The organism is Leptospira andrefontaineae (assembly GCF_004770105.1).
GTDB lineage: Bacteria > Spirochaetota > Leptospiria > Leptospirales > Leptospiraceae > Leptospira_B > Leptospira_B andrefontaineae.
This window is the reverse complement of the sequence record NZ_RQEY01000010.1, coordinates 420,318-444,349: the sequence shown is the minus strand read 5'-3', so window position 1 is coordinate 444,349 and position 24,032 is coordinate 420,318. Positions and strand designations below refer to the sequence as shown.

General features: G+C 38.9%; 21 protein-coding genes. 6 read left to right on the top strand and 15 right to left on the bottom strand.

Going from position 1 to position 24,032, the window contains the following annotated elements:
• Positions 1 to 32 precede the first annotated feature (32 nt).
• Positions 33 to 920: an NmrA/HSCARG family protein gene (locus EHO65_RS06835; protein WP_135773376.1), complete on the bottom strand. Its 888-nt coding sequence runs from the start codon at positions 918 to 920 to the stop codon at positions 33 to 35.
• Between the two features lie 176 nt (positions 921 to 1,096).
• Here EHO65_RS06835 and EHO65_RS06830 point away from each other — a divergent pair, with 176 nt between their 5' ends.
• The 3 genes from EHO65_RS06830 (at position 1,097) to EHO65_RS06820 (ending at position 4,506) form a co-directional block, all read left to right on the top strand.
• On the top strand, positions 1,097 to 1,768 hold the full coding sequence (locus EHO65_RS06830; protein ID WP_135773375.1) for a TetR/AcrR family transcriptional regulator: 672 nt from the start codon (positions 1,097 to 1,099) through the stop codon (positions 1,766 to 1,768).
• 183 nt (positions 1,769 to 1,951) lie between these two features.
• Positions 1,952 to 2,359 (top strand): GFA family protein, encoded by a 408-nt coding sequence (locus tag EHO65_RS06825; protein WP_135773374.1) that lies wholly within the window; start codon positions 1,952 to 1,954, stop codon positions 2,357 to 2,359.
• 650 nt (positions 2,360 to 3,009) lie between these two features.
• Positions 3,010 to 4,506 (top strand): ABC-F family ATP-binding cassette domain-containing protein, encoded by a 1,497-nt coding sequence (locus tag EHO65_RS06820; RefSeq protein ID WP_135758421.1) that lies wholly within the window; start codon positions 3,010 to 3,012, stop codon positions 4,504 to 4,506.
• 253 nt (positions 4,507 to 4,759) lie between these two features.
• Here EHO65_RS06820 and EHO65_RS06815 read toward each other — a convergent pair whose 3' ends face one another.
• Together EHO65_RS06815 and EHO65_RS06810 are read right to left on the bottom strand one after the other, a co-directional pair.
• Positions 4,760 to 5,215, bottom strand: a complete 456-nt coding sequence (locus EHO65_RS06815; protein WP_135773373.1) for a DMT family transporter — start codon at positions 5,213 to 5,215, stop codon at positions 4,760 to 4,762.
• A 20-nt stretch (positions 5,216 to 5,235) separates the two neighbouring features.
• Positions 5,236 to 6,357, bottom strand: a complete 1,122-nt coding sequence (locus EHO65_RS06810; protein ID WP_135773372.1) for a DNA alkylation repair protein — start codon at positions 6,355 to 6,357, stop codon at positions 5,236 to 5,238.
• 172 nt (positions 6,358 to 6,529) lie between these two features.
• Here EHO65_RS06810 and EHO65_RS06805 point away from each other — a divergent pair, with 172 nt between their 5' ends.
• Positions 6,530 to 7,603: a winged helix DNA-binding domain-containing protein gene (locus EHO65_RS06805; RefSeq protein ID WP_135773371.1), complete on the top strand. Its 1,074-nt coding sequence runs from the start codon at positions 6,530 to 6,532 to the stop codon at positions 7,601 to 7,603.
• 1 nt (position 7,604) lies between these two features.
• Here EHO65_RS06805 and EHO65_RS06800 read toward each other — a convergent pair whose 3' ends face one another.
• The 5 genes from EHO65_RS06800 to EHO65_RS06780 all read right to left on the bottom strand — a co-directional run bounded on the left by EHO65_RS06800 (position 7,605) and on the right by EHO65_RS06780 (position 13,146).
• Positions 7,605 to 8,456 (bottom strand): alpha/beta fold hydrolase, encoded by an 852-nt coding sequence (locus EHO65_RS06800; RefSeq protein ID WP_135773370.1) that lies wholly within the window; start codon positions 8,454 to 8,456, stop codon positions 7,605 to 7,607.
• Between the two features lie 70 nt (positions 8,457 to 8,526).
• Entirely contained in the window at positions 8,527 to 9,261 is a 735-nt protein-coding gene (locus EHO65_RS06795; protein ID WP_135773369.1) for a hypothetical protein, read from the bottom strand.
• A gap of 63 nt (positions 9,262 to 9,324) precedes the next feature.
• Positions 9,325 to 10,080, bottom strand: a complete 756-nt coding sequence (locus tag EHO65_RS06790; RefSeq protein WP_135773368.1) for an alpha/beta hydrolase — start codon at positions 10,078 to 10,080, stop codon at positions 9,325 to 9,327.
• A 67-nt stretch (positions 10,081 to 10,147) separates the two neighbouring features.
• The gene (locus tag EHO65_RS06785; RefSeq protein ID WP_135773367.1) at positions 10,148 to 11,728 is read right to left on the bottom strand and encodes an aldehyde dehydrogenase family protein; all 1,581 of its coding nucleotides are present in this window, start codon (positions 11,726 to 11,728) and stop codon (positions 10,148 to 10,150) included.
• On the bottom strand, positions 11,725 to 13,146 hold the full coding sequence (locus EHO65_RS06780) for a proline dehydrogenase family protein (RefSeq protein WP_244243461.1): 1,422 nt from the start codon (positions 13,144 to 13,146) through the stop codon (positions 11,725 to 11,727). The genes EHO65_RS06785 and EHO65_RS06780 overlap by 4 nt, the downstream gene beginning before the upstream one ends.
• Positions 13,147 to 13,259: 113 nt before the next feature.
• Between EHO65_RS06780 and EHO65_RS06775 the strand changes: the two genes are divergently transcribed.
• Positions 13,260 to 14,456, top strand: a complete 1,197-nt coding sequence (locus EHO65_RS06775; RefSeq protein WP_135773366.1) for a DUF3095 domain-containing protein — start codon at positions 13,260 to 13,262, stop codon at positions 14,454 to 14,456.
• 1 nt (position 14,457) lies between these two features.
• Here EHO65_RS06775 and EHO65_RS06770 read toward each other — a convergent pair whose 3' ends face one another.
• Both EHO65_RS06770 and EHO65_RS06765 read right to left on the bottom strand, forming a co-directional pair.
• Positions 14,458 to 15,021 (bottom strand): hypothetical protein, encoded by a 564-nt coding sequence (locus EHO65_RS06770; protein ID WP_208744005.1) that lies wholly within the window; start codon positions 15,019 to 15,021, stop codon positions 14,458 to 14,460.
• Between the two features lie 120 nt (positions 15,022 to 15,141).
• Positions 15,142 to 15,534, bottom strand: a complete 393-nt coding sequence (locus EHO65_RS06765; protein WP_135773365.1) for a MerR family transcriptional regulator — start codon at positions 15,532 to 15,534, stop codon at positions 15,142 to 15,144.
• Positions 15,535 to 15,613: 79 nt separating this feature from the next.
• Between EHO65_RS06765 and EHO65_RS06760 the strand changes: the two genes are divergently transcribed.
• Positions 15,614 to 16,180, top strand: coding sequence for a hypothetical protein (locus tag EHO65_RS06760; RefSeq protein WP_135773364.1), 567 nt, complete (start codon positions 15,614 to 15,616; stop codon positions 16,178 to 16,180).
• 25 nt (positions 16,181 to 16,205) lie between these two features.
• On the opposite strand, the gene EHO65_RS06755 is transcribed toward EHO65_RS06760, so the two are convergent.
• From EHO65_RS06755 to EHO65_RS06735, 5 genes are all read right to left on the bottom strand, one after another.
• The gene (locus EHO65_RS06755; RefSeq protein WP_135773363.1) at positions 16,206 to 19,313 is read right to left on the bottom strand and encodes an efflux RND transporter permease subunit; all 3,108 of its coding nucleotides are present in this window, start codon (positions 19,311 to 19,313) and stop codon (positions 16,206 to 16,208) included.
• Positions 19,279 to 20,568 carry a TolC family protein gene (locus EHO65_RS06750; protein ID WP_167482012.1) on the bottom strand — a complete coding sequence of 430 codons (1,290 nt, stop codon included), beginning with the start codon at positions 20,566 to 20,568 and terminating at the stop codon, positions 19,279 to 19,281. The genes EHO65_RS06755 and EHO65_RS06750 overlap by 35 nt, the downstream gene beginning before the upstream one ends.
• A gap of 42 nt (positions 20,569 to 20,610) precedes the next feature.
• Positions 20,611 to 20,970, bottom strand: coding sequence for a hypothetical protein (locus tag EHO65_RS06745; protein ID WP_244243460.1), 360 nt, complete (start codon positions 20,968 to 20,970; stop codon positions 20,611 to 20,613).
• Between the two features lie 95 nt (positions 20,971 to 21,065).
• Positions 21,066 to 21,563, bottom strand: coding sequence for a TfoX/Sxy family protein (locus tag EHO65_RS06740; protein WP_135773362.1), 498 nt, complete (start codon positions 21,561 to 21,563; stop codon positions 21,066 to 21,068).
• A 55-nt stretch (positions 21,564 to 21,618) separates the two neighbouring features.
• On the bottom strand, positions 21,619 to 23,889 hold the full coding sequence (locus EHO65_RS06735; protein ID WP_135773361.1) for an NAD(P)-binding domain-containing protein: 2,271 nt from the start codon (positions 23,887 to 23,889) through the stop codon (positions 21,619 to 21,621).
• Positions 23,890 to 24,032: the final 143 nt, after the last annotated feature.

Sequence of the window (24,032 nt, the reverse complement as noted above, 5' to 3'; positions counted from 1 at the left end):
GGAAAAGTAGCAAACAGCGCTCGGGCCAGTCCCTAAGGTCTGATAGAGGCATCTTCTATCTTTACTTTTCCTGTTTTTTCTAACCATTGAGGGAAGTTGAGAAGACCAGGATGCTCCTTCCTAAGAGAATCCAGATCTACTTTTGGATAACCTTCTCGATTGATCCATTCAGTCAATTTGCCTAGGATTTTATTATGAGAATAAACCGTTTCGAGAGGTACCCTCATATATTCTATCCTTCTGTCCAAAAACATAGAAAGTATATCTACAATTTGTAATGGAGTTAAACTATCTCCTACAAGATCAATTGTCCTTCCCGAATATTTCTCCGGATTTTCGAAAGCTAAGCCCGCAAATACTCCTATATCTTCCACAGAAATCATATGGATGCGACTATCGGGAGAAACAGTCTCATACAATAGTCCGCCGGGTATGCCTGAACGTGAGTGGATCAAGTTTTCCATAAAGCCGGTAGGTCTTAAAATTGTGAAAGGTATTCCTAAGCCATGTATGTACTTTTCCACCTCCCATTTATGAGTCCGAAAGCTGGATTGCCTTTCCGCTCCAATCACAGAAGAATAAACTAAATACGAAACGTTTGCTTTTTTGGCTGAATCAGCGACTGATATTCCTACTTTAATTTCGTTTGTATCAGTAGATTCGTTCGGCTCCCATTCGGGTGGTTGAACGCTGAATACCCCGTATACATCTTGCATTGCAGAATCTAAGGAAGAAGGGTCCTGCATATCACCTTGGAAGATCTCAGCTCCAAGATCTTTCAGTTTTAATGAGTTTTCGGAAGAAGGGTTTCTGGTGAAAGCTCTTACCTTCCAACCGTTTTTGATCAGATACTTTGCGGTTTCTCCTCCTTGTTGCCCGGTTGCTCCGAGCACCAATATGAACTTATCTTTCGGATTCATCTGTATATTCTCCAATATAGAACGGCACGGTATCGTTCCATTAAGCTGGAATCGATTTTTCTGTGTCAAATTATTTATAAATAAGGCTTTTGATAAGTTTCTCGGAAGATTTCTTGACCCTGTAAAATGAAACAAGATCTTATGGTCAATTCGAAAGGAATTCTCATATAAGTAATATGGCGAAGAAGGTCCGGCAGATCAGAACGGGGCGTCCTCCTAAGGATGTATCAGACGGGATATCTGATCGAATACTGAATACCGCGTTAACCCTTTTTACGACCCAAGGATTTACTGCCACTTCTATCGAGCAGGTAGCTCTCGCCTGTGGCTCAGGTAAACATACGATTTACAGACGATTTGAATCCAAATCGGATCTCTTCTCCGCCGTGATGGAATTTCAAAAACAGAAATTTTTTGATTTACTCGTTAGTATAGAATGTAAGAGAGAAAATCCCCTGGAAACTTTAAAGGAATCTTGTAGAAGATTATTAGAGTTAATTGTTTCAGCGGAGATTGTCGATTTTTACAGGATGACTATTTCAGAAGCGGAACATATTCCGAAAATTGCATCTAATCTACAATGCGAAGAAAGTCCATCCTTTCTACGGATCTTAGATCTTGTAATTTTTGCGCAAAAATCCAAGGATCTAAATTCGATAGATCCGAAGTTTTTGACGGCACAATTACTTCAGATCATGACCGGATATCCTTTGAACGAAGTTCTTTTAGGAAGTAAAGAATTTAGCTCTCATTCTAAACGGTCCAAATATTTTGAGAAGGCTTGGATCTTGTTTATAAACGGTGCAGGCAGATCTAAAAAGAAGAAGATCCGTAAAAGGCCGATTTAAATTTTCGATCATCTCTTTCTTCCAAAATAAACAATACACCAATTACTTAAATCGAAGAAATTTTCAATTTTTTCTAAACTTGGTTTATAAATATGACAGAATTTGTCATATTTAATCTGTAAAATTACTCATATACGGATCCGAAATTTCTATTAACTTTTGAGATCCGAAAAGGAGTTATTTATGAACCTTAAAAAATATTCTGGAAGTTGTCATTGCGGTTCAGTTCGTTACGAAGCGGATTTAGATTTGAGTTCGGGCACAGGACGATGTAACTGTTCCTTCTGCAGAAAGGTCCGCAACTGGTCCATTATTATTAAACCTGAATCATTTCGTTTATTGAGCGGAGACGAGAATTTAGGTTTTTACCAGTTTAATACATTTAGTGGTAAACATTATTTCTGTAAAAATTGTGGGGTAAGAACTTTTTCGGATGGGCATATCGAGGAGATCGGTGGTGATTTCGTAAGTGTGGCCATATCGACTTTGGATAATGCAGATCTCAAAGATCTTGTGGAAGCTCCTGTCTGGTATTCAGATGGATTGAATAATAATTGGCAAAATCAACCGGCAGAGATCAGGCATTTATAATTTTCATTTAAGAAAAACGGCCCCACCCCTTCGGAGTGACCTAAGGGAATGAGAAGACGACCGCTCGAGCGAGTCGGTGACTGAAAGTCAAACGAGTCGGACCTTAAATTGAGACACCAAGCTTGATCGAAGGTAAATTTACAAAAACGGCCCCACCCTAGATTGGGTGGTGGAGGTGGGTTGGTGGGAGAGCAAAGCCTCCTATATCATATAAATCTAATTTTTCCAATATAAATTCCGCGTAAATTTTGTAGGAATTCCAACATGATTTACGCTTAGAAATTACTTGTATTAGATCCAGTTTTGTGAAGGTCGCATTTTGATCTTAGAACCCGCGTTAGGGATACAAAAGGCGCGAAGCGGACCCCGCAGCTCTGCGAGGAGTCCGAAGCGATAGCGAAGCCTGGAGTAGCCCGGCCCGCGACTAATTAGATGGAAGCCTTCGTTGTTGGAGTTCCTACTCGCGGGAATCGCCCTAATCCTTAGATCTGTTGGAATTCCTACAGTCAATTTTAGGTGAAATCTTGGACCCTTGGAAAACTTTGGTTTATAGTCCGTCCCAAAACTTAGGTTTACCTATAGGGAAAAATTCCCGGGCTTCGAGAGCCTGGACCTTTGGGGACTGGCTCTTATATAGAGCGCACTTAAAGATGATCAAAATTTCTAATCTTCATAAATCTTATACTTCTAATCTGTTGTTCGATGATCTGAATCTGAGTTTGAATCGGGGCGAAAAGTTGGGTCTTGTCGGACGGAATGGTCACGGTAAGTCTACTTTGTTCCAAATGATTTTGGGGAATGTGGAACCTGATTCCGGTTCGATCACTGTGCCGAAGGGTTATAAGATCGGGCATTTGCAACAGCACTTAAAATTTACTAAGCCTACTGTGTTGGAAGAATGTGCGCTTGGTCTTCCTGAGGGCGAAGAATACGAGACTTGGCAGGTTGAAAAAGTTTTGTCCGGTTTGGGTTTTTCGGAAGCGGATCTGGAAAGAAGTCCGGAAGAATTTTCCGGCGGTTATCAGATCCGAATGAATCTGGCAAAACTTCTCGTATCGGGTCCCGACTTACTGATGTTAGATGAGCCGAACAACTATCTTGATATCGTTACGATCCGTTGGCTTGAGGAATTCCTACGTGAATGGGAAGGCGAGATTATTTTAGTCACTCACGATAGAAGTTTTATGGATAGTGTAGTTACTCATACTGCAGCGATCCATCGTACGAAGGCGATCAAGGTGCAAGGTGATACGGATAAACTTTATAATCAGATCAATCAAGCGGAAGAAATTTACGAAAGGACTCGTTTGAACGAAGCGAAAAAAAGAAAACAAGAAGAGATCTTTATCGCTCGATTTAAAGCGAAGGCGAGTTTTGCAAGTCGCGCTCAATCTAGAGTTAAAAAACTGGAGAAGCAAGGCGAGATGAAGGCGTTAGAAGAGATCGAAAGTTTGGAATTATACTTTAACTCCGCACCTTTTGCAGCGAGCCAAATGTTGTCAGCGGAGAACATTTCTTTTTCATATTCTGGGAAAGAACCTTTTTTAATTTCCGACTTTTCTTTGAGCGTCGGTAAAAGAGATCGAATTTGTATTATTGGTAAGAATGGTAAGGGTAAATCCACTCTTCTCAAACTTCTTGCTGGGGAGCTCCAACCAAGTTCTGGAAAGATCCAAAAACATCCTGCATTGAAAGAAGGATATTTTGGTCAGACGAATAAATTGAACTTAAATGAGAACGCGACCGTCACCGAAGAAATTATGAGTGCGGATAAGTCTTGCACCGAATGGCTCGCAAGAACGATCGCCGGTGGATTGATGTTCTCCGATGATATGTCTTTGAAAAAGATCAAGGTTCTTTCGGGTGGCGAAAAGAGCAGAGTGATGCTCGGAAAAATTTTGGTCACTCCTTGCCATCTTCTATTTTTGGACGAGCCTACCAACCACTTGGACATGCAATCATGCGATGCATTGATTGAGGCCATCGATGAGTTCGAAGGCTCTCTTATCATGGTAACTCACAATGAAATGCATCTTAGAGCCGTTGCTACCAAGCTGATCGTTTTTGACAACGATACGATCCGGATTTTTGACGGTTCTTATGAAGACTTCCTGAAAGATGTTGGCTGGTCTGACGAAGATTATTAGAAAAATATAATTTTCTTTCTTATAATTTTCCTGGGCGGTCCTCCCGCTTCGCGGTGGTCGTGCTGCTACGGTTTCGCGCATTCGCGCTCATCCGGGGCAAGCCCGGACTAATGACCTTCGCATCACTACCGCGGCATTGCTGGAGGCGGATTCCAATTGAGATCAGTGCTTTGTAGGAGCTCCTACAAAATTTTGAACAAAATTGTATTTGCAGATTAACCCATTGAAGTTGCCTCGATCTTTCGAATTTAGATCATCCCTTTCTTACTAGCCAAGCGCTTAGGATTAACAATCCTAAGCCGATCATCTTTTGAATTGAAATTGGTTTTTCAGGAAATCCTAATACTCCCCATTTTTCTAGTAAGATAGAAGTTACTACCTGTCCTAATAAAAATAGAGCGATCCAACTTGTGGCCCCTAATTTTGGAGCAAAAACTAAAGAGGAAGTAACAACGATTGCTCCTAAAAATCCTCCAACCCAAATCCACCAAGGCTGCTCTTTGATTGTTTGTAATATAAAAGAAGTGGATTTCATTTCGCCTAAAGCAAACGTTATGATCCCTAATGCGATCGTTCCAACGAAAAAGGAAATCGTGGAAGCAAGCCAAGGGCTTTCTATATTTTTTCCTAATATGGAGTTAATGCCTGGTTGTATGGACATCGCGAGTCCGGAAAGAAGTGCGAAGATTACGGGTAATAATAGATTCATGCGTTGACCTTGGATTGTCTTTATTTTTTTACGAGTTGTTTGGAGACATTAAATTCCGCTTTTGCTTTTGTCTCACCATTTACAATAATCTCCAGTTTATGGATTCCCGGGGAATGTGTTCTGGTAGTCATCTGTTGGAAAGATTGTTTTCTTTCATAAACTTTTGTTTCATTCGGAGAAAATTCCCTTTCTTCTATTTGAAATACTTTTATGGAAAATTTTCCGGAAAATTTCAGATAATGGATCTTAGATTCTAATCTATAGAGAGTAGGTTCTTTTGCCTCCGACTTCATCTCAAATCGATAGACTAGATGTTTTCCGATCTCTACTGTTTTAGGTTGGAGTTCCAACTTGGAAATTTTAACGGATTTACTTCTTGGGAATCCGAAGATAGAAAGTGTATCCGAGTTGCCTTGTTTTAACAAACCTCTAAGCGCATGTTTTAATAGAAGATCCGTATTTTCGGATTTACCCTTCCATTTTTTTGCAATCGTAATCACTAAGTCTGGGTGATCTTTGGAGATATCGTTTAAATGATTGGCCACACTTCTTCTAACCACTTCATCTGGATCATTTTTTAAGTTTTCTAAAATGGATAGAGTTTTTTTAGGATCTTTTTTTAATCCTGGGATTCCTTTCCCCCAAGGCAATCTAGGGCGAGAGCCTTCACTTGCTAATCTTCTTGTTGCTGGGTGAGAATGTTTGGACCATTCTGACATTTTTTTCCAAGTGATATCCGGGTATCGGATCAAAAACTCTCGAATGGAAAATTCGCAAGAGATGATCTGTGTGATCCTTTCCATACAATACAAAGATTCTTCCGGATAGTCGATGCCAGAAATTTCTACAACTTCCCCTAAGAAAATTATATAAAACCTTTGGGTGCCTTGGAATTTTTTCTCGAGAACTTTCGAAATTTTTAATAAAGGAGAAACTGCGTTTGGAAAAGGTTTTGGAAGAGAATTTGATAAAACTTCTGCAATTCTTTTAATCCTTTGTTTGAGTTCCAGCTTCTTCCAATCTTTCCCTTTGATCTCTTGGAGCCAATCTTCCGGCTGTTTATGAGATAATACTGTGGAAAACTGGGCTCCTATTTCCAATAGAGCCTTGTCGTTGTAAAAATTCTTAAGCGCTTCCGCCATAAACTTTAATATGATCCATTTACTGGTTCGAATAGGTAGTATTTTTCATCATTTGTTCAGGAAAATCCTTGATGCTTATAAAAATCTTTTATATCGATACTTGCGTCGGTTTATTTAAGAAATAGTAAAATGATTCCCGAAAAAGTATAATTTATAGAATTGTTATACCTACGTGAATATCGCATTAACAAGATTAAAACATCTGCTTGTTTCGAAGCACCAATATTCTTCTCCTGAAAAGGTAGTCGAAGTGTTGGGTGCTATCCAAGGCCAAGACTATGCGGCCTCTAAATGGGCCATAGGAGTTAGGGGATCCGGCATAAAAGAAGAGGATGTGGAGTCTGCATTTTTAGACAAAAAAATCATTAGATCTTGGCCATTGAGGGGAACCTTACATGTGGTTTCTGCCAAAGACATTTACTGGTTATTGGATTTATTAGGTCCTCCTACCATTTCCAAATACGCTGCTCATTATAAAAAGATAGAGCTAGATCCCAAAGTATTAAAAAAATGTTATTCCATTCTTTCTAAAAATCTTTCGAACCAAAATTTCCTTACGAGAAAAGAAATATCTTCTATTTTAGAAAAATCAGGAATTATCACAAATACGACCAGATTGTCTCATATTCTACAAAGAGCAGGTTTGGAAGGTTTGATCTGTTTTGGCCCAAGAAGAGATAAGGATTTCACCTACGCATTAATCGAAGAATGGATCCCAAAGATTAAAAAAGTTAAAAAGCCGAAAGAAGAAGCTCTCTATGATATTACTAAAAAGTACTTTGATACACGAGCACCGGCGACCTTAGCGGATTTTGTTTGGTGGTCCGGATTGAATGTAAAGGATGCAAAGATAGGTATAGAAAGTTTTGACTCAAATTTGATTAACTTTCAAAAGGATGATCAGATTTATTATCTTCCTAAAAAGATGGATGTAGTGGATAAGGACTCTGACACATTATTTCTTCTTCCTGCATTTGATGAATTTTTGTTAGCATATACAGATCGTAGAGATTGTATGGATCCTCCTCCTAAAAGACTTTTAACTCCTGCGGACGATCTTTTTAGACCTACCTTGGTCATCAATGGTTGGGTACATGGGATTTGGCAAAGGGCGTTGAAAAAGGAAGATGTTATTCTAAAGGTAACTCCTTATAAACCTTTAAATGCTAATTTTAAAAAGAAGTTGAAGAAAGTAGCGGAAGAATATGCAACTTTTCTCGGAAAAAAACTGATCTTAGAAGTTTAGATCAATTCGAGAACTCTATTAATAATTTATGAATTAGATCGTAGTTCTTCCAGGGAAGAAAATGTCCTTCTTTTGGAAGAAGATATATTTTTGTTTCTGCAGAGAAATTTTTCTGAATAAATTCCAGGTTTTTAGGATCTACAAGCCCATCCTCTTCTCCCTGAACTACAATTGTTTTAGCTTTTATTTTTTTCCATTCTGGGCTTAAACTTTGTAATTGTGCCTTTAAGGGTAACATTTCCGAATTACTATGAGTCCATTCATCAGGTAAGATCAAGCCCGCGATCCAAGTATCTGCAATCTTGTTGTACCATTTTATTTCTTCTGTTTCAGGATCTATCGCAGCAGCTAATAAAAACAAATATTGGAATTTTTCGGGAGAAATCGAAGCCATTCTTGCTGCGACTGGGCCTCCATAAGAATGTCCTAATATAGAAATTGATTTTTTCCTTTTTTGCATTTCAGGAAGTTTCGACAGAGTTCCCAAAATTTTCTCTGCTTGCGCATTCACATCCGGGATTACTCCGAAAGATTTTCCGAAACCTGGACGGTCTAAGCCAAGCATACAATACATATTTAATAGTTCAGGATCATTTAAGTATTTTAGATAATTTGACCAAGTTCCTGGAGAACCGTGGATAAATATAAGGACCTTATTCTTACCTGGTTTACATCCAGTACTAATCCAGTGCACCGGAACTTCTTCTTTATTGTTTTGAATGAGATGTTCTTGATAGAATGTGTCGGATTCTTTGAGTTTCTGAAAGGCTCTATCTTCCCCCATATCCATTTCTTCATAACTGCTACAGCAGGAAAGAAGGAAGGATAGAAGGAGAAGTTTTGGTTTTTTCATAAACGAAATCCGAGAAAGTTCAAACAATGATTCGTTCAATCTCGAAGTTCGTTACGATGTATTCCATTTTTTATACTAAGATTTTAACTAGTAAAAAGATTCCGAAATTTGCTCCGAATACTATATAGAAAAATAATGGAGGAGAAGGTTCCATTTGTTTATCTATTGCCTTGTTCAGGCTTGTTTTTATAATTTCTTCTAAGACCGAAATGTCTTGTGTCCCTTTTTGTTCGTAAGCGGCTGCTACTTCTTCTGCGAATTCAGCGATTCGGATCTTTTTTAAAAAGGTTTGTAAAATGAAACGAAGAACCTTCGGCCAGTTTTCCTTCTCTTGTAAAAAAGTAGGAAGATCTTTCAGTTTAGAAGAGATGAACTTGCCCCAGTTATCGATCTTTTCCGACCCAACTCTTTTTTTGATCATTTCGGAAAGTGTTTTGGAAACATTATCAGTGAACCATGTTTTGTTCTCCGAGACAAGATTTCCTAATTCTCTTCCTAAGAGGTATTTTTTGATCCCGAGAAAATAAAGGAAAGGGAATACAAATGCAAACCCGATCACTAAAAGAACGATAGGCCATAACTCTAGGACTATTACGATTAATGCAAGTATTGCTCCTATTCCTCCGGCTCTTGCGATAGGCATCGGTCCCAGGCTGGAAGCAATACTTTTCATTTCAGGAAAACAGAATGCTAATAGAAACAGATTAAAAATAAATCCAAGAAAGAGCGCTATGGAAGAAAGTAAAAATATTTTTGCGGAACTTTTGACTGCAGATTTTACGAATGTTCCGATCTCTTCTTTCATTAATATTTCTCCGTATATGTATTTCTTATTAATAACGGTTGGTGATTGGTTTTTTTGAGCATTTTAGCTGTTTTGTTTCAGCCAATCGAACATGATCTCAAAAATTTTCTCTTTTCCAGGTTCGTCTGTGAGCCAATGGGCATGATTGGGTAGTGCAACAAACTCTGAATTTTCGTATCTTCTCGCGACAGCCTTTGTGACACGGATCGGTATAATCCTATCCTTCTCCCCGGCTAAAACTAGGACCGGGCAATTTACTTTTTCCGCCGGGATTTTGCTTCCTTTGAGAGGGTCGAAAAACCAAAAGGCAAGTTCGAAAAGTGCTCTGCCGGATTCATAATTTAAAGAATCATAATATTCTTTTCTTTTATCTTTGGGAATTCGATTGAATAACCCAAAATTGGCTCCACGATAAGTGGGCTTGAAAGGTTTCGCCCAAAATTTCCAGCGAAACGGAACTTCCAACAAAGTATATAAAGGAGAAGGTCCTAATGGAAAAATTCCAAAGGGGGCAGCCGGTGCAAACAATACGATCCTGGATGCAAAACCTTCGGCTGCTAATGCTTGTGCCAACCAACCTCCCATGGAGTGACCGATCAATGTAGGTTTGTCCCAGCCTTTGTTTAGAATTTCTTTTTTTATAAATTCAACATAATCAACGAGTCTATACTTTCCTAATTCGGGATCAGGTGGTTTGTTCAATACATGGAATGGTAATGTAGGTGCGAAAACCTCGTGGCCTTTTTGTTCTAATACTTTTCTAACTGAGTCCAGAGTGTCTGGTCTGGACCACATTCCGTGTAATAAGACGATCTTCATGTTCGGATCCGAGGGTCCTAATTGGAGGGTATCTTATTAATAGAATCAAGAAAAAAAGAAGAAGTTCCTAAGTTTCCGGAATAAACCCTCTGCGCATCGTATTCTCAGTGATGCTAATTGGTTCCAAAAATTGTTTTAGATAATCAGGGCCGCCTGCCTTTGCTCCCACCCCTGAAAGTTTATAACCGCCGAATGGTTGTCTATCTACTACAGCTCCAGTGATGCCTCTATTAATATATAAGTTCCCAACTTCGAATTTTTCTTTCGCGTATTGTATATTCTTTGGATTTCTGGAGAAGATTCCTCCGGTGAGAGCATAGTCTACGTTATTCGCTATTTTCATTGCGTCTTCAAAATTTTTAGCTTTGAATAAGGTAACGTAAGGTCCAAAAAATTCCGTTTGCCCTAAAGGAGAACTAGGGTCCTCACTTTCAAAAACGATAGGTTCTACGAAATGGCCTGAATGTTTTTGGCCTTCTTCTATTTTAAGTTTGCTTAGGATTTTAGAGGTAAACTGCGAAGCGATTCCATCCAATCTTGTTTTCGATTCAGAATCTATTACCGGGCCAACTTTTACGGATGGATCTTCCGGTAATCCTGGTTTCAAAGATTGTAGAGCATCTATAAATCTATTTTTGAAAGTATCATATTTAGATTCCAAAAGTATAATACGAGAAAGTGCGCTGCATTTTTGTCCTTGGAATCCGAATGCGGATTGTATGGATGCTATCACTGCCTCATCCAGGTCCGCGTCTTCGTCCACGATCAAAGCATTTTTGCCTCCCATCTCAGCGACTACTTTTTTCACAAATTTTAGATTTTGAGAAGCTGCCTCTCTGATCATTCCTAATCCGACTGCTCTGGAGCCCGTAAAATTGATCGTATGGATTTCAGGATGTTTTACTAAATAAGCCCCGATCTCTTCTCCTTTTCCGGGTAAAAAATGAAGTGCAGATGAAGGAATGCCGGCTTCTATTAATATATTAAAAAGTTTGAATGCAATTGCAGAAGATTGTTCTGCGGGTTTCATGATGACTGGATTTCCGGCGACTAAAGGAGCCACCGTCATTCCACAAAGGATTGCTAAGGGAAAGTTCCAGGGAGCTACTACCAAGGTGACTCCTCTTGGTATATATGTATAAATATTCTCTTCTCCCAATAGGTCTCTTTTTCTGGGTTGAAAAATATTCTCTGCTTCTTTCGCATAAAATTCACAGAAATCGATTGCCTCTGCTATTTCCGCATCTATGTCCTTGATCCCTTTTCCTACTTCTAAAGATATCAATGCGGTCAGCTCTGCTTTTTGTGAGCGTAGAATGTTTGCCGCTTTTTTTAAGAATCCAATTCTGATATCTGGCTTCGTGCTTTTCCAAGTTTCAAAAAATTGGACTGAGTATTTTGTTGCTTCTTCCGCATCCTTTATGGAAGCATAATGTATATCTGCGATTTTTTCCGATGTATTTGCCGGATTTTGAGTCGGAACAATCAAAGAAGATTTTTTTGTTTTTCCGGAGATAATAGGATACACTTGTATTGGAAATTCTTTTCGGATAGAAACAAATCCTTTGTTTAAAATGGATCTTTCTTCTTCTCTCGAAAAATCTCTTAGGGTTTCATTTTGAAAATTGGAATTATGATGATAGTTCATTTTAATTTTGGATTCTCCAAATACAATAATCGCTCCCTATCTTTACTATTCGCATTGATGTTTTTCAGAAAGCCTTCGTTGGTGGAATTTTCGAGTAACCTTCTTACTAAGTAGGCCATACCAGGGATTACTTCGCCGATTGGAGAATATTCTCTCACTGAAATTCCTAAACTTCGAATTGCTTGCTTATAGGAATTGCCCATTCCATATAACATCTGTACTTCGAAAAAATTTTCCGGGACTGAATTCTCGGCAGCTCTTACAAATGCGGAAGAAAGACTTCTAATATTATGAGAACCGAATGCAGGTCGAATATGAGGGTAAGACTTGAGTAAGAGCACTGAACATTCTTCATAATTTCTATCCGTGTCGGATTTAATGAGAAAAACCGGGGGCTCCCATCCTTTCTGGGCAGCCTGGGTCATTTCATATTCCCAATAAGCGCCTTTTACCAAACGAACAGTCAGAGGATACTTTCGTTTTTTAGAATATTCGATTACCTTTTGCAGATCTTTTTGAGAAGTTTTGAGATATGCTTGGACCACGATCCCGAAATGAGGATAGTCTTGGAATTCAGGATCTGCAAAGATCCGGAATGCAGTGTCCATAATGATATCCTTGGTCTCATACTGCTCCATATCCAGATTGATAAAAATATTTTTAGAAACAGCAGATTTAAGGATTGGCCTTAACTTCTCTATTAGATGAGTTACGGAAGATTCATGTGCAAGAGGATCTAATTGAGAATACAAAGAAGAACATTTTACTGAAACGTTCCCGGTAGGCTCTCCTGGAAATTTGGAGTTACGTATTTCGAAAAGTTCTTTATCCTTGGAAATTTCTTCCAATAAAACTAGATATTCTGAGGTATAACGTTCCGCTTCTTTTTCGGAGAGCACAGCTTCTCCCAATATGTCTATTGTGGAGCAGATCCCATTTTTGTATCTGCTTAAGATCTTTTTACGATCAGAACCGTAGGTCCTGCCTAAAATAAAAAATTTTGCAGTGAGTTGGATCCCTATCTTAGCGCCTAATGCTACAAATGCGGAACTGAGTCGATTGGATAGAAATACGGAAAGAAATAACAAGATCCATTTAGGAAGTTCTGTTGGAGTTTCAACAAAATAGATCCGGATATAACGGGAGATAGATGAAAGAGAACTTAGGCTAGGGAATAGATCGGCAAATCTGAACGCCTGTAGTTTTAAAAGTGGGCGGTTTTCCAAAAACAAAAGACTTTTGGAGAATAATCTGTATGTGCTAAAAAAACCATCTTCAAAGGAATCACTTAAACGAAATAATTCCTTACCTTTTTCCAAGATCCTTTCTTGTAGATCTGAGAAAGAAGTAATTATTCTGGATTCGCTTTCTTCTGTAGCCTTCATTCTATTTTGTTCCGATTCCAGCGGTTTTGCCATGCGAACCTTTATGAAAAGCTTTTGCATCCACTATTCCCAAATCAAATATTACGAGTTGGAAAAAAGCATTGCCTTTTGCGCGGAAAGACAGTCAAAGTTCGGTAGGCCACTCGATGAATATCCTCTCACATTCTACCACAAACTTTTATAAGGATCTTCCTGAGATTTCCCAATTTTCAGAAGTTACTGATAGCAAACATTATAGAAAGGTCCCGGATGATTGGATTGTGATCGTTACGGACATAGTAAAGTCGACTGAAGCGATTTTAGAAGGCAGATATAAGGATGTGAATATGGCTGGGGGGCTGACCTTAATGGGGATTACAAATCTTCTTAAGGATATGGAGTTTCCATTCTTCTTTGGGGGAGATGGAGTGACCATCTTACTTCCAGGGTCACGATTAAATGAGATCCAGGATATCCTTGCGGATACAAGAGAATTTGTGCGAGACTACTTTAAACTAGATCTCCGGATCGGATTTGTGCCTGTCTCCGCAATTTATGAAGCAGGTTATAGTCTGACTATGGCCAAACTTAGGATCTCTAAACATTATACTCAGGCTGTTTTAGGCGGAACCGGTGTGGCATATGCGGAGATCAAGATCAAGGAGCCTAACTCCAAGTATCTAACAGATAATTCTTATATTCCAAATATTCGCGCTGATTTTTCCGGTTTTACTTGTAGATGGAAGGATATACAGAGTCCGAAAGGTGAAATGGTCGCACTCATCGTAAAGATCAATTCGGATTCCGATTCAGAAGCAGCAAAAACCCTTTCCGGTCTATTGTCCTTAATCGATTCTTTATATGGTTCTGAAAGGGAATATCATCCATTGCGGGAGGAAAATTTGATAATAGAACATTCTTCTTCCGTTCTGAATAAGGAGGCGATGGCTTCTTCCAAAGGAAATAGTATATTAAAAAAATTATATCTTTGGAAGATCAAGTTCGAGACGTATGGTGCTGAACTTGCGATTCGCTGGAATCTACCTTTAAAAGCATTTCATTATAAACTAAACAAATTGAAAAACTATCAGATCATCTCTTCCGATTTTAGAAAATTCGACGGAACCTTCAAAATGGTATTTGCAACGGATACTATCGATCGAAAAAAATTAGAGTCCAGCTTGGAGGAAGCGGAGAAGGCGGGCAAATTACATTTCGGAATTCATATCTCAGATAGGGCCTTAATGACTTGTCTTTTACATGCAGGAACAGAGCGAGAAGTGCATTTTATAGACGGAGCAGGCGGTGGTTATGCTTTGGCTGCTACAGTGTTGAAGAAAAAATTGCAAGCTGTCGCAGCGTAATTTAAGGACAACTATAACCGGAAGATTGAGTCGGAGTATTCGAAGATATTTTTGCAAATTCGGACATACTGACCAAGGCGGAGGAAAGAGTGAGCACGTAGGTTCCGCTAGCGTCTGCGCTATTTCCCCAGTCTCTTCCTACTGCTAAAGAATAAGGTCCTGCACTTGGGATAGAAATCGCAATTGTATCGCTTACGTTCTGTCCTCCACATTCTCTGTCGGTTGTAGCTCCGTTAATCAAGTTCGTTCCATTTAAGGTAGAACCAGAAAATAAAGCCAGTCGCACAACCGAGTCACCAGTAACTGAATTCACTGTGACTGTTACAGTATCCGCTTGGTTTAGGTTCAGGCTATATATGTTTTGGCAGTTGGTAGAAAGTGAGCAATGCCAATAATCAGAGGTCCCTTGGTGTGATTGTGGCGTACTGAAAATAATCTGAGAAAAACTAAGATCTACCGCTAAGCCTGGTAGTGATTTGGAAGCGTCTAAAGCAATTGGATCTGCTTTATCACATGCAATAATTATGGAAAAGATGACAAAAGAAATGCAAATTCGAGAGAGCATCGTTTTTCTCCGTAATCTAAAATAACAATCGAGATAGAAATAAATTTCTATTGAATCAAAAAATTCGAGCTTAGTAAATTATTTTTCTTATCAGGAATCATTCTAAACTATGTAGCTGATCTAAAAAGATGGCAGGCTTTTACATTCTTTTGTTTCGGGACTGCAACATTCCAGAGAAGACTTTAAAGAATTCTTATATTCTTCCAAAACTCTGATCTTGGAATCGATCTCATTTATTTTTTGTTTGGCAACACTTTCGTAATCGGAACAATCTCTTCTTCCTTCGTCTATTAAGGATAAAAGTTCCTTTATCTCTCTAAGAGTAAATCCCGAGCCTTGAGCATCTGAGATAAAACCCAACTTTTTAAGATCTGATTCAGAATAGATCCTATAATTATTTGTATGCCTATGAGAGCGGATCAGTCCTTCTTTTTCATAATAACGAACAGTATCCGTTGAAACACCTACCTTCTCCGCTAATTGACCTATTAAAAAATTTCTGTTTTCTTGCATAAAATTTTTGCCTCAGCTATTGACCTTGGACCTAACTCCAACCTGTATATTGGACCTGTTTTCAGTCAGGAGGTTGACTATGTTAACAAAAAAAGAAACACCTATAGCCTGTGATTTAACAGTATTTACGAACGAGGAAAGAAGGTCCCATATTTCTCATTCGGAAAAGGTATTGGATCGTGCTAAAGGATTTTTGGAAACGGAAGAAGGATTAGAACTTTATTTTGATCATTCCTTATCCGCAGAAGAATTAACAGAATGGTTTTCCAAAGAACACCAATGTTGCCCATTTTTAGAATTCAAATTGGAGAAAAATCAGAATGGACATATGATTCAGATCTCTTCTAGCAAAGAAGGGGTAAATTTTTTCAGATCCGCCTTTTTGGATCGGAAAAAAGAGAATCAAGGAGTTCCAGCCAAAGTAAAATCTTTCACCAAACTTTCGGTTTTGCTAGCTGGGATCTTATGTTTATCTTGTTTAGCTCCTTTACTTTTCGGATGGGTCTCTGCAGAAATTTTAGGAAATCTTTTGGATCTAGAAAGATATATGGTGCCAGCGATTGGGATTGTTTTTGCAGGAATTTGGTTTTGGATTTCTTTTAAGAAGAAGAAAGGAGCTCGAAAATCATCCGGCTGCGGTTGTTAACTCTCAGTCGGATGATAAGCATGGTTTATTCTTTTTCTAACCAATAGTAGAACGCAGGCATTAATACCAGGGTTAGGATCGTGGAAGAAAAAATTCCTCCGATCACTACAGTGGCCAGAGGTTTTTGAACTTCCGCACCTAATCCAGTTCCGAATGCCATAGGAATAAATCCGAAAGAAGCGACGAGCGCAGTCATGACTACTGGGCGAATACGGCTGACTGCACCTTCTAATACTGCTTCTCTTACACTTAATCTACTTTCTTCTCGGATTCGATCTATTGTGTAAAGTTTAACGAGTCCGTTCAAGACCGCAATTCCCGAAAGGGCGATACATCCTACGAATGCAGAAACACTTAAGTCCATTCCTCTAAGGAAAAGGAACCAAATTCCTCCTGTTAATGCGAATGGAACACAGAAGAATACTAGCAATGCTTGTTTAATAGATCTGAGTCCTAAGTATAGAACGGTAAATATCATAAACAATGTTGCGGGAATTATTACGGAAAGTTTCTCTTTTGCCTGGGAAAGATTTTCGATCTGTCCTCCCCAGAAGATAGAATATCCATTAGGGATCTGTAATTTAGAAACTTCTGAGATTGCTTCCTTATAAAATCCTTCTAAATCTCGGCCTCTTAAGTTTACAGAAACGGCGACAAATCTTCTGGATTTATTTCTGGAAATTGTCATGACCTTCTCCCTTTTTTGGATAGAGGCTAAAAGTCGTATCGGTACAGTTCCTCCATCTTCCGTTCCTACATTAATATCTCCAATTTCTGATTCTCTGTTCCGGAATTCTTCAGAGAGTCTGATCTTGATAGGGAATCTAACTTCTTCTTCGTAAAATCCTCCTAATTCAAAGCCACTCATGGAACTTTCTAAAACGGAGTTAAATAGAGGTAAGGAGATATTATAGTATTTGAGTTTATTGCTATCAGGGATCACATCGATTACATTCGATTTTCTTAATGCCATGATAGGGTCTAATTCTACCTCTGCGGCTCCCGGGATCTTTTGTAACGTGTTTTTTAATTCTTCCTGGAGTTGTAATAAGACGTTAAGATCTTTTCCTAAGATCCGAACACTTATATCCGCTCTACTTCCTTCAAGTAGTTCGTTGAATCTCGCTTCTAATGGTTGACTTAGGGTTAGTTCTGATTCAGGGAATTTTTCTTTTACAGTTGTTTCTATCTTATCTAGAAATTTTTCCCATGTGTTCTTTTCTAAAAGATTCGGAAGAATATCTTTTTTTAGAATGATGAATGTGTCCGCATTGAATGGACCCATCGGATCGTTTGCAACCGAGCTTGTTCCTATCCTGGAGAATACACTTTCCACTTCAGGCAGTTGCCCAAGAAAAAGTTCTAATTCTTTCTGTTCTTTTAAACTTTCCTCCAGTCCTGTGTTTCCGTTTCGAACAATGACTAACATCAGATCCCCTTCCGTTAATTTTGGAAGGAATACTGTTCCCATTCTAAAATAGATAAGAAGTGTAACTGCGAAGAATATTAATGAATATATAATGATCTTGCGAGGTTGGTCCAAGATCTTAGGTAATTTTTCCGCGTACCAATTTATGATCTTACTGTCCTTCTTCTTGCTATGCGCTCCTAAATTTTTAGGTGATAAGAAGAAGTATAAAAGGGGAGGAAGAAGGAACACTGCTAAGAATAAACTAAATCCCAATGCAAGAAGCACTGTTTCTGCCATAGGTCGGAACATTCTTCCTGGTATCCCATCCAGAGTAAGGATCGGGACATAGACTAACATGATCACTAATATCCCGAAAGATACGGGCTTTAAAACTTCTAGGGAAGAATCCAGGATAACTTTACGTTTTTCTTCATTGCTTGTAAATTTTCCAGTCTCGAATTTAGACAGAACATTTTCAGTGATAACAATGGATGCGTCCACTAATAGTCCGAAATCGATCGCTCCCAAACTCATTAGATTGGCAGAGATCCCGAAAAATCTCATACAAATGGAAGCAAGCAGCATAGAGCCCGGTATGATCAATGCCACGATCAGGGAAGCTCTTAAGTTGAATAATATTAGAAAAAGTGTAAGTATGACTAGGATTGCACCTTCTCCTAGGTTTTTTAGGACAGTCTTGATGGTGGATTGTATCAAGAAGGATCTTTCTAATAAAATTCTTACTCTAACGTTTTCAGGCAGACTTAAATTTGAAACTGCTTTGTGGAGATCTTCGTTTACTTTGTAACTATTTTCTCCTTTTAACATTAACGCAGTGCCTAATACGATCTCTTTTCCGTTAGAGCTTGCTCCTCCTAATCTTGGTGTGCCGTGTTCATTCACATCAGCTATATCCGAAACTTTTACCGAGGCACCCGTGAGAGTTCTTCTAACGGAAATTGCAGAGATCTCGTTCAGATTTCTTTTAAGTCCATAAGCTCTTACGATGGAAATTTTGCCTGAATTCTCTATGAATCCGCCACCGAAACTTTCTCCAATCGTAGAAATATCTCTGATGATCTGATCGATAGAAAGTCCCCAACGTTTCATTCTGTTAGGATCCACATCTATATGGATCTCTTTTTCGTATCCTCCATTGGAATCCACTTCCACAATTCCCGGGACCATTGCTTTGATCTGAGGGCGGACCACGTAATCCTGAACAGTTCTTAAAAACAAAAGTTTTTTCTCTTCTGGAAGTTTGTCCAATTCGGAATCAGGAATAGCTTCCACAGAATAGAAAAAGATCTCTCCGAGGCCTGTAGTGTTTGGAACGATTGTAGGAGTGGCACCGGGTGGAAGTTTTTCCTTTGCGCTGGCGATTCTTTCCGCCACCATAGCTCTTGCCTGATAAATATCCGTGGTTTCCTTGAAGATCAAAGATATATTAGATAAACCGAATTTAGATACGGAACGTACATCTATTAGATTTGGTAGGCCTAAAAGTTCTGTTTCCAAGGGAAAAGTGATCACTTTCTCCACTTGTTCCGGATCCAAGGAGCCGGTGTCAGTTGTGACGATTACTTGGACATTGGTGATGTCCGGCACCGCATCTATAGGGACTTCGTTTAAAGTATAAAATGAGAATATTAATAAAAACGAAACCAGTCCTACGGATAGGAATGGGTTATTTAGGCTGGTATTCAAAAGTCTGGCTAGCATTGCCCATTACTCCTAAAATATCTTTTTCGTTAGTGATATAAAGCAGGTTTAAAAGACTTTCCAAATGGGAAATTTGGGCGTCCAGAACAGCATGATGTGTTTCGTGTAGCTGGTTTTCCAATTCCAGATAACTGATGAGTTGGATCCTTCCCCGCTTGAACTCCATATCGGCAAAGTTCAGATCTCTATCTATCCGGTCTAACTGAGTGAGATCATATAGTTTTAGATTCATTTTGGATTGTTCATATTCCAAGAATGATTGGTTAAAGGAAGTTTGTATTAAATTTTCCTGATATATTAGTCTATCTTGCTTTGATTTCATGTTTGTCTCGGCAGAAGCTACTTTGTTTTGGAATTGGTCCCAAACTGGAATTCTGAACTTTAATCCAAAATCGTAAAATCTGTTCGCAACTCCGGACTTATCCTCTCCGATCTGACTTGTAATGGAATAATCCGGATATTTCTCTAAGTTTGCCAATCTAAGTTCTGTCCGAGCTTTATCTAATTCTCCCTTGGCGGCAAGGATAGAAGGGTTTTGAGATACGGCTTTTTTTTCCAGGTCCTTACGATCGAATTTTACTCCTGATCTGAAATAAGGGATTTTTAGATTCGGGACGAATTCTTGTCTTAAATATAAGTTTAAGGATTCGTAATCTTTTGCGGCCCCTAGTTCCAGATCGTTAAAATGTTTTCGTAGGGCTAAAATTTTGGTCTCTATGATAAATAGATCCGTTTTTGCCTGGGGAGTGAAGAAAGGTCTGGCTTTGATATAACTTTCTATCAAAGAAAGTCTTTTAAGTCTTTCTTTGACGTGATTCTTTTTATCTGCCGCTACCAAGTAACGATAAGCAAATTTGATTGAACTCAGACGGATTGAGTTGAATGCTTCGATTTGTTGGATTTCTTTGATCTTGGAATCATTATCTACTAAGAGTTGTTTGAGTTCCTTCCTTCCGGGAAAATAAACAGGCTGCTCTATTTGGACGGCATATTCTGCTCCGGATTCGTCCGCGGCTTTCCTTTGACCGTAATCAATATAAACGGAAGGATTCTGGGTTTTACCTTCCTGCCTCCTTCTATAAAAAAGGCTTTCTAAGTCGGAATGGATCGCAGTGAGCAAAGGAGAATTTTTCTCCGCGATCGTCATGATGGAATTCAAGTCTAATTCTTTTCCTGTATCATTCTCCGAAGCCTGGGCAGGGAGGAATAATATTCCAAAAAAAGATGCGAATACGAGTATATAATAAAAACGCACAATAACCTCACATTATAAAAACAGAAAATTATAATGTGAGATCTAAATCAAAATTCTGATAAATGAGAGATGGGTGAGTGTTTCCGAGTTGGAAAGTTTTTGGAATTCGATTTGGAAAGGGGAGAAAGAGGAAATACGAACTAGATTCTCCAAACCAATTCTATAATGTTCAAAAACTTGGACAGGAAAGGATAGAATGGAACGGGAATCCTCTATTTCCTTTTTAATAGAAACAAGATCCCAATCACATACAGGTCCGCTGTCCCTATTTTGATCCTGATGGCAGGGAGAAGATTCGGAAGCACCCGCTTCGATTTCGCAAAAAGGACCACAATTAAATGCAGGTACGAGAATAGAAAGTAAGGCACAAGCCACCAGAACTTTCAAGGATCTCGATTTCATTCTTCCAGAGTAACAGTCGGCTCAATAAAGTAAATTGAAAAAACTACCGGCCGACCAAGGCTAAGAGAGTTGATATTTCTCAGTTTGTAGGAGTTCTAACGCGAGCCGGCTCTTTTCTTTTTCGCAGCAACCTTACGTTTGGGTGCGGCTTTTTTAGATACACGTTTGACAGATTTTTTGCGGGCCGCTTTTTTCTTTGCCACTGCCTTCTTGGAAGAAGAGATTTTTAATTTTGTGGTCTTCTTCTTTGGAACTGTTTTCTTTTTTAAAGAAGAAGCTTTGTTTGCTTCTGCCAAAGATTTTCTGAACCAAAATACAAGGTCTTCATCATCTTCTAACACTTCTTCCGGAACTTCCCAGTAGGAGACTCTGACAAGTTTTCCGTCTTTACCTGCATAGGTAAACGGTGCCATTCCTGAAGATTCATACTCTGCTTGGTTGGATTGTCCCACTCTGAAATACAAACGGTCTTTGATGACCATTGCAAAAATTTGAGATCCGGAATAGACCCCGAAACCTCCGAACATATTCTTATAAGATAATGGACCGCAAACTTTTAATCTATCTTGGACATGCGTAAGAAACGAACTCATAGGCAGGGGATTGTCTCCTAGTACAATAAATTGACAAGAAGAAAATCTGATACTTTTATAAAACTGCTTTTAATCTATCTAATACCTGTCCATTCTTTTCTAAATTTCCGAAAGAAAGAACTTGAGTGGGACAATTCACCACGCAAGCAGAACATCTGACACATTGTACGCTGTCCATTGGCCTTCCCTTGTTTGCATAATTCATCACGTCAATTCCTTGGTGGCAAACGGAAGTGCAAATATTACAAGAGATACATCTTTTTTTCTCGGAGAAGATCCTGAACTTGCTGAACTTGGCGTAGATATGCATGAGTGCAGAAAGTGGGCAGAACATTCTGCACCATATTCTACCGGAGAACATAAAATAGGCTCCGACCCCTACAACTCCTCCAAGGCCCAGGTCCACAATTAAATCATAATATACTTTGACTGAGTCTGCGCCAAATTCCAAGGGCCAGAAAAATTGCCCCGAACTTCCGATCAGTTTTGCAATGGTGAGAATTGCTGCAATGAGTAATATCCATTGGCCTGAATGTTCAAGCTTGTATGCAAATTTTCCATGAGGCATTCTGTTTCTATATTCATCACCTAGGGTTTCCGCCAAACCGCCACAGGAACAGATCCATCCACAATAAGCACCTTTTCCATATTTATAAACAAGGTATGGAATTAGTCCGAAACTCATTAGAAATCCATAAATTAACCAGAAGGTGGTGATCCCTCCGTCATACAGAACTCCCATATTTAAAGGCCAAGCAAGGATGAATCCGTATGCTTTCCAATATGCCCCATCCGGAAAAACCTGAGTAAGCAAGAATCCATTAGAAGGACCTAATAGTCCCTTGTCTCCCAAGAAAGGAAGAATGATCTCAGGCAATAAGAAGAGAGGAAATATCTGAATTAGGATTAAAGTTATAGTTTGTAATTTTATATACTGCGTAGGTCTGACCCAGATCCTTCTGATCCCGAAAAATAAAATGGTCGTAGAATATAGAACCGTATAATGAAAGCTCGGATATTTCCCGAATAAATAGAATCCTATATATTTAGCGCTTAGGTATACTCCTGAGAAATATAATGCAGCAGAAATCAAATAAAGATTTTTGAATGTTCTCCATCTCCAGGATGAGAATGTCTCTTTGGAGAATAGAAATCGAACGGAAGAAGTTGCAAATACGATTCCGGAAACTAATGCCACCCAAGAATACCAATTAGAAGCGTAAAAAGATGCCTTACCGAAATATAAAAATAATGCAAAAGAAAATAAGGAAACAAATCCAAGTATTTCTTTAGAATTGAATGAGTTTCTTATCTTTATCCCTAATTTTTTCAAAAAGGGGAGTGGGGCTTCTGAACCGATCAACACTAGGGAGGAATCTATTTTTTCTTTTCTTGTTTTAGATCTTTGTTTGAGTAGAACTTGTTTGGATTCGAATTTTTCCACAGTTGAATTTGGTAAAAACTGGATCTTATTTTCTTGGACTGCTTTTTGGAATTTAAGTTTATTCTCTTCTTTTGGTCTGGAAATTTCGGATTCTCTATAAGATAAGGTAACGGAAGAAGAAACATCTACTAAGGATAATGCTGCTTCGATCGCGCTGTCTCCTCCTCCTACCACCAAAGTTTTTTGTCCTCGGAAGTCCTGCGGGTCTATCAGTCTATGAAAAATGTTTTCATGATCTTCTCCTGGAATTCCCAGACGTCTACTGTCCCCAGATTTTCCGATCGCGAGTAGAACATATGAAGAATGGAATTTTTTTCCAGATTCCGTCTGGATACTAAACCCGGAATCGGATCCTTTGGAAGGAAGAATTGTTTCTACCCTCTCCCCATTTAAGATAGGAAGTTTATGTTTTTTTAATGTAGATTCCAAGGATTCCAGAAGATCTTCCTTGGTCGTATCTTTGATCTGGATGGGAGAATCAACTTCTAGTTCGGAAGGTTCTGCAAAGATCGGTTTGCCCTTAGGATAACTTGTGATCATATGAAAAGGTTGGTTTGCCTCTAAGATAAGAAAGTCCAAGCCGTTCTTCTTTGCTTCAATTCCTGCGGCAACTCCAGAAGGTCCTGCACCTATGATCAAAACGTCCAAATTACCTTTTGTTTTCTTTTTAGGTTTTTGTAGGATATTACGGATCGCAGAAACACCACTCTGCACCGAGTATTTTAGAAGAGGGATACCTGTTAGGTCGCCGGAGATGTAGATACCGGGAATAGAACTTTCGAATTCTGAATTTGTTTCCGGATATTTTTCGGCCTCTCCTTGTGGAGCATTATTGTTCAACCAATCAAAATATTTAGGGACAAAAGATAATAGGCCTTTCATAACTCTCACAGATTTGGAAATCGGCTTGCCTGCTCTGATCTAAAAAGAAAACTCCTGCTGGATGGATTTTTTGCAAGGACTCAATACAAAAAATCGAGTTTTCTTTTTTATCACGGCTGCACTCGGCCTTTTAGGGTTCTGCG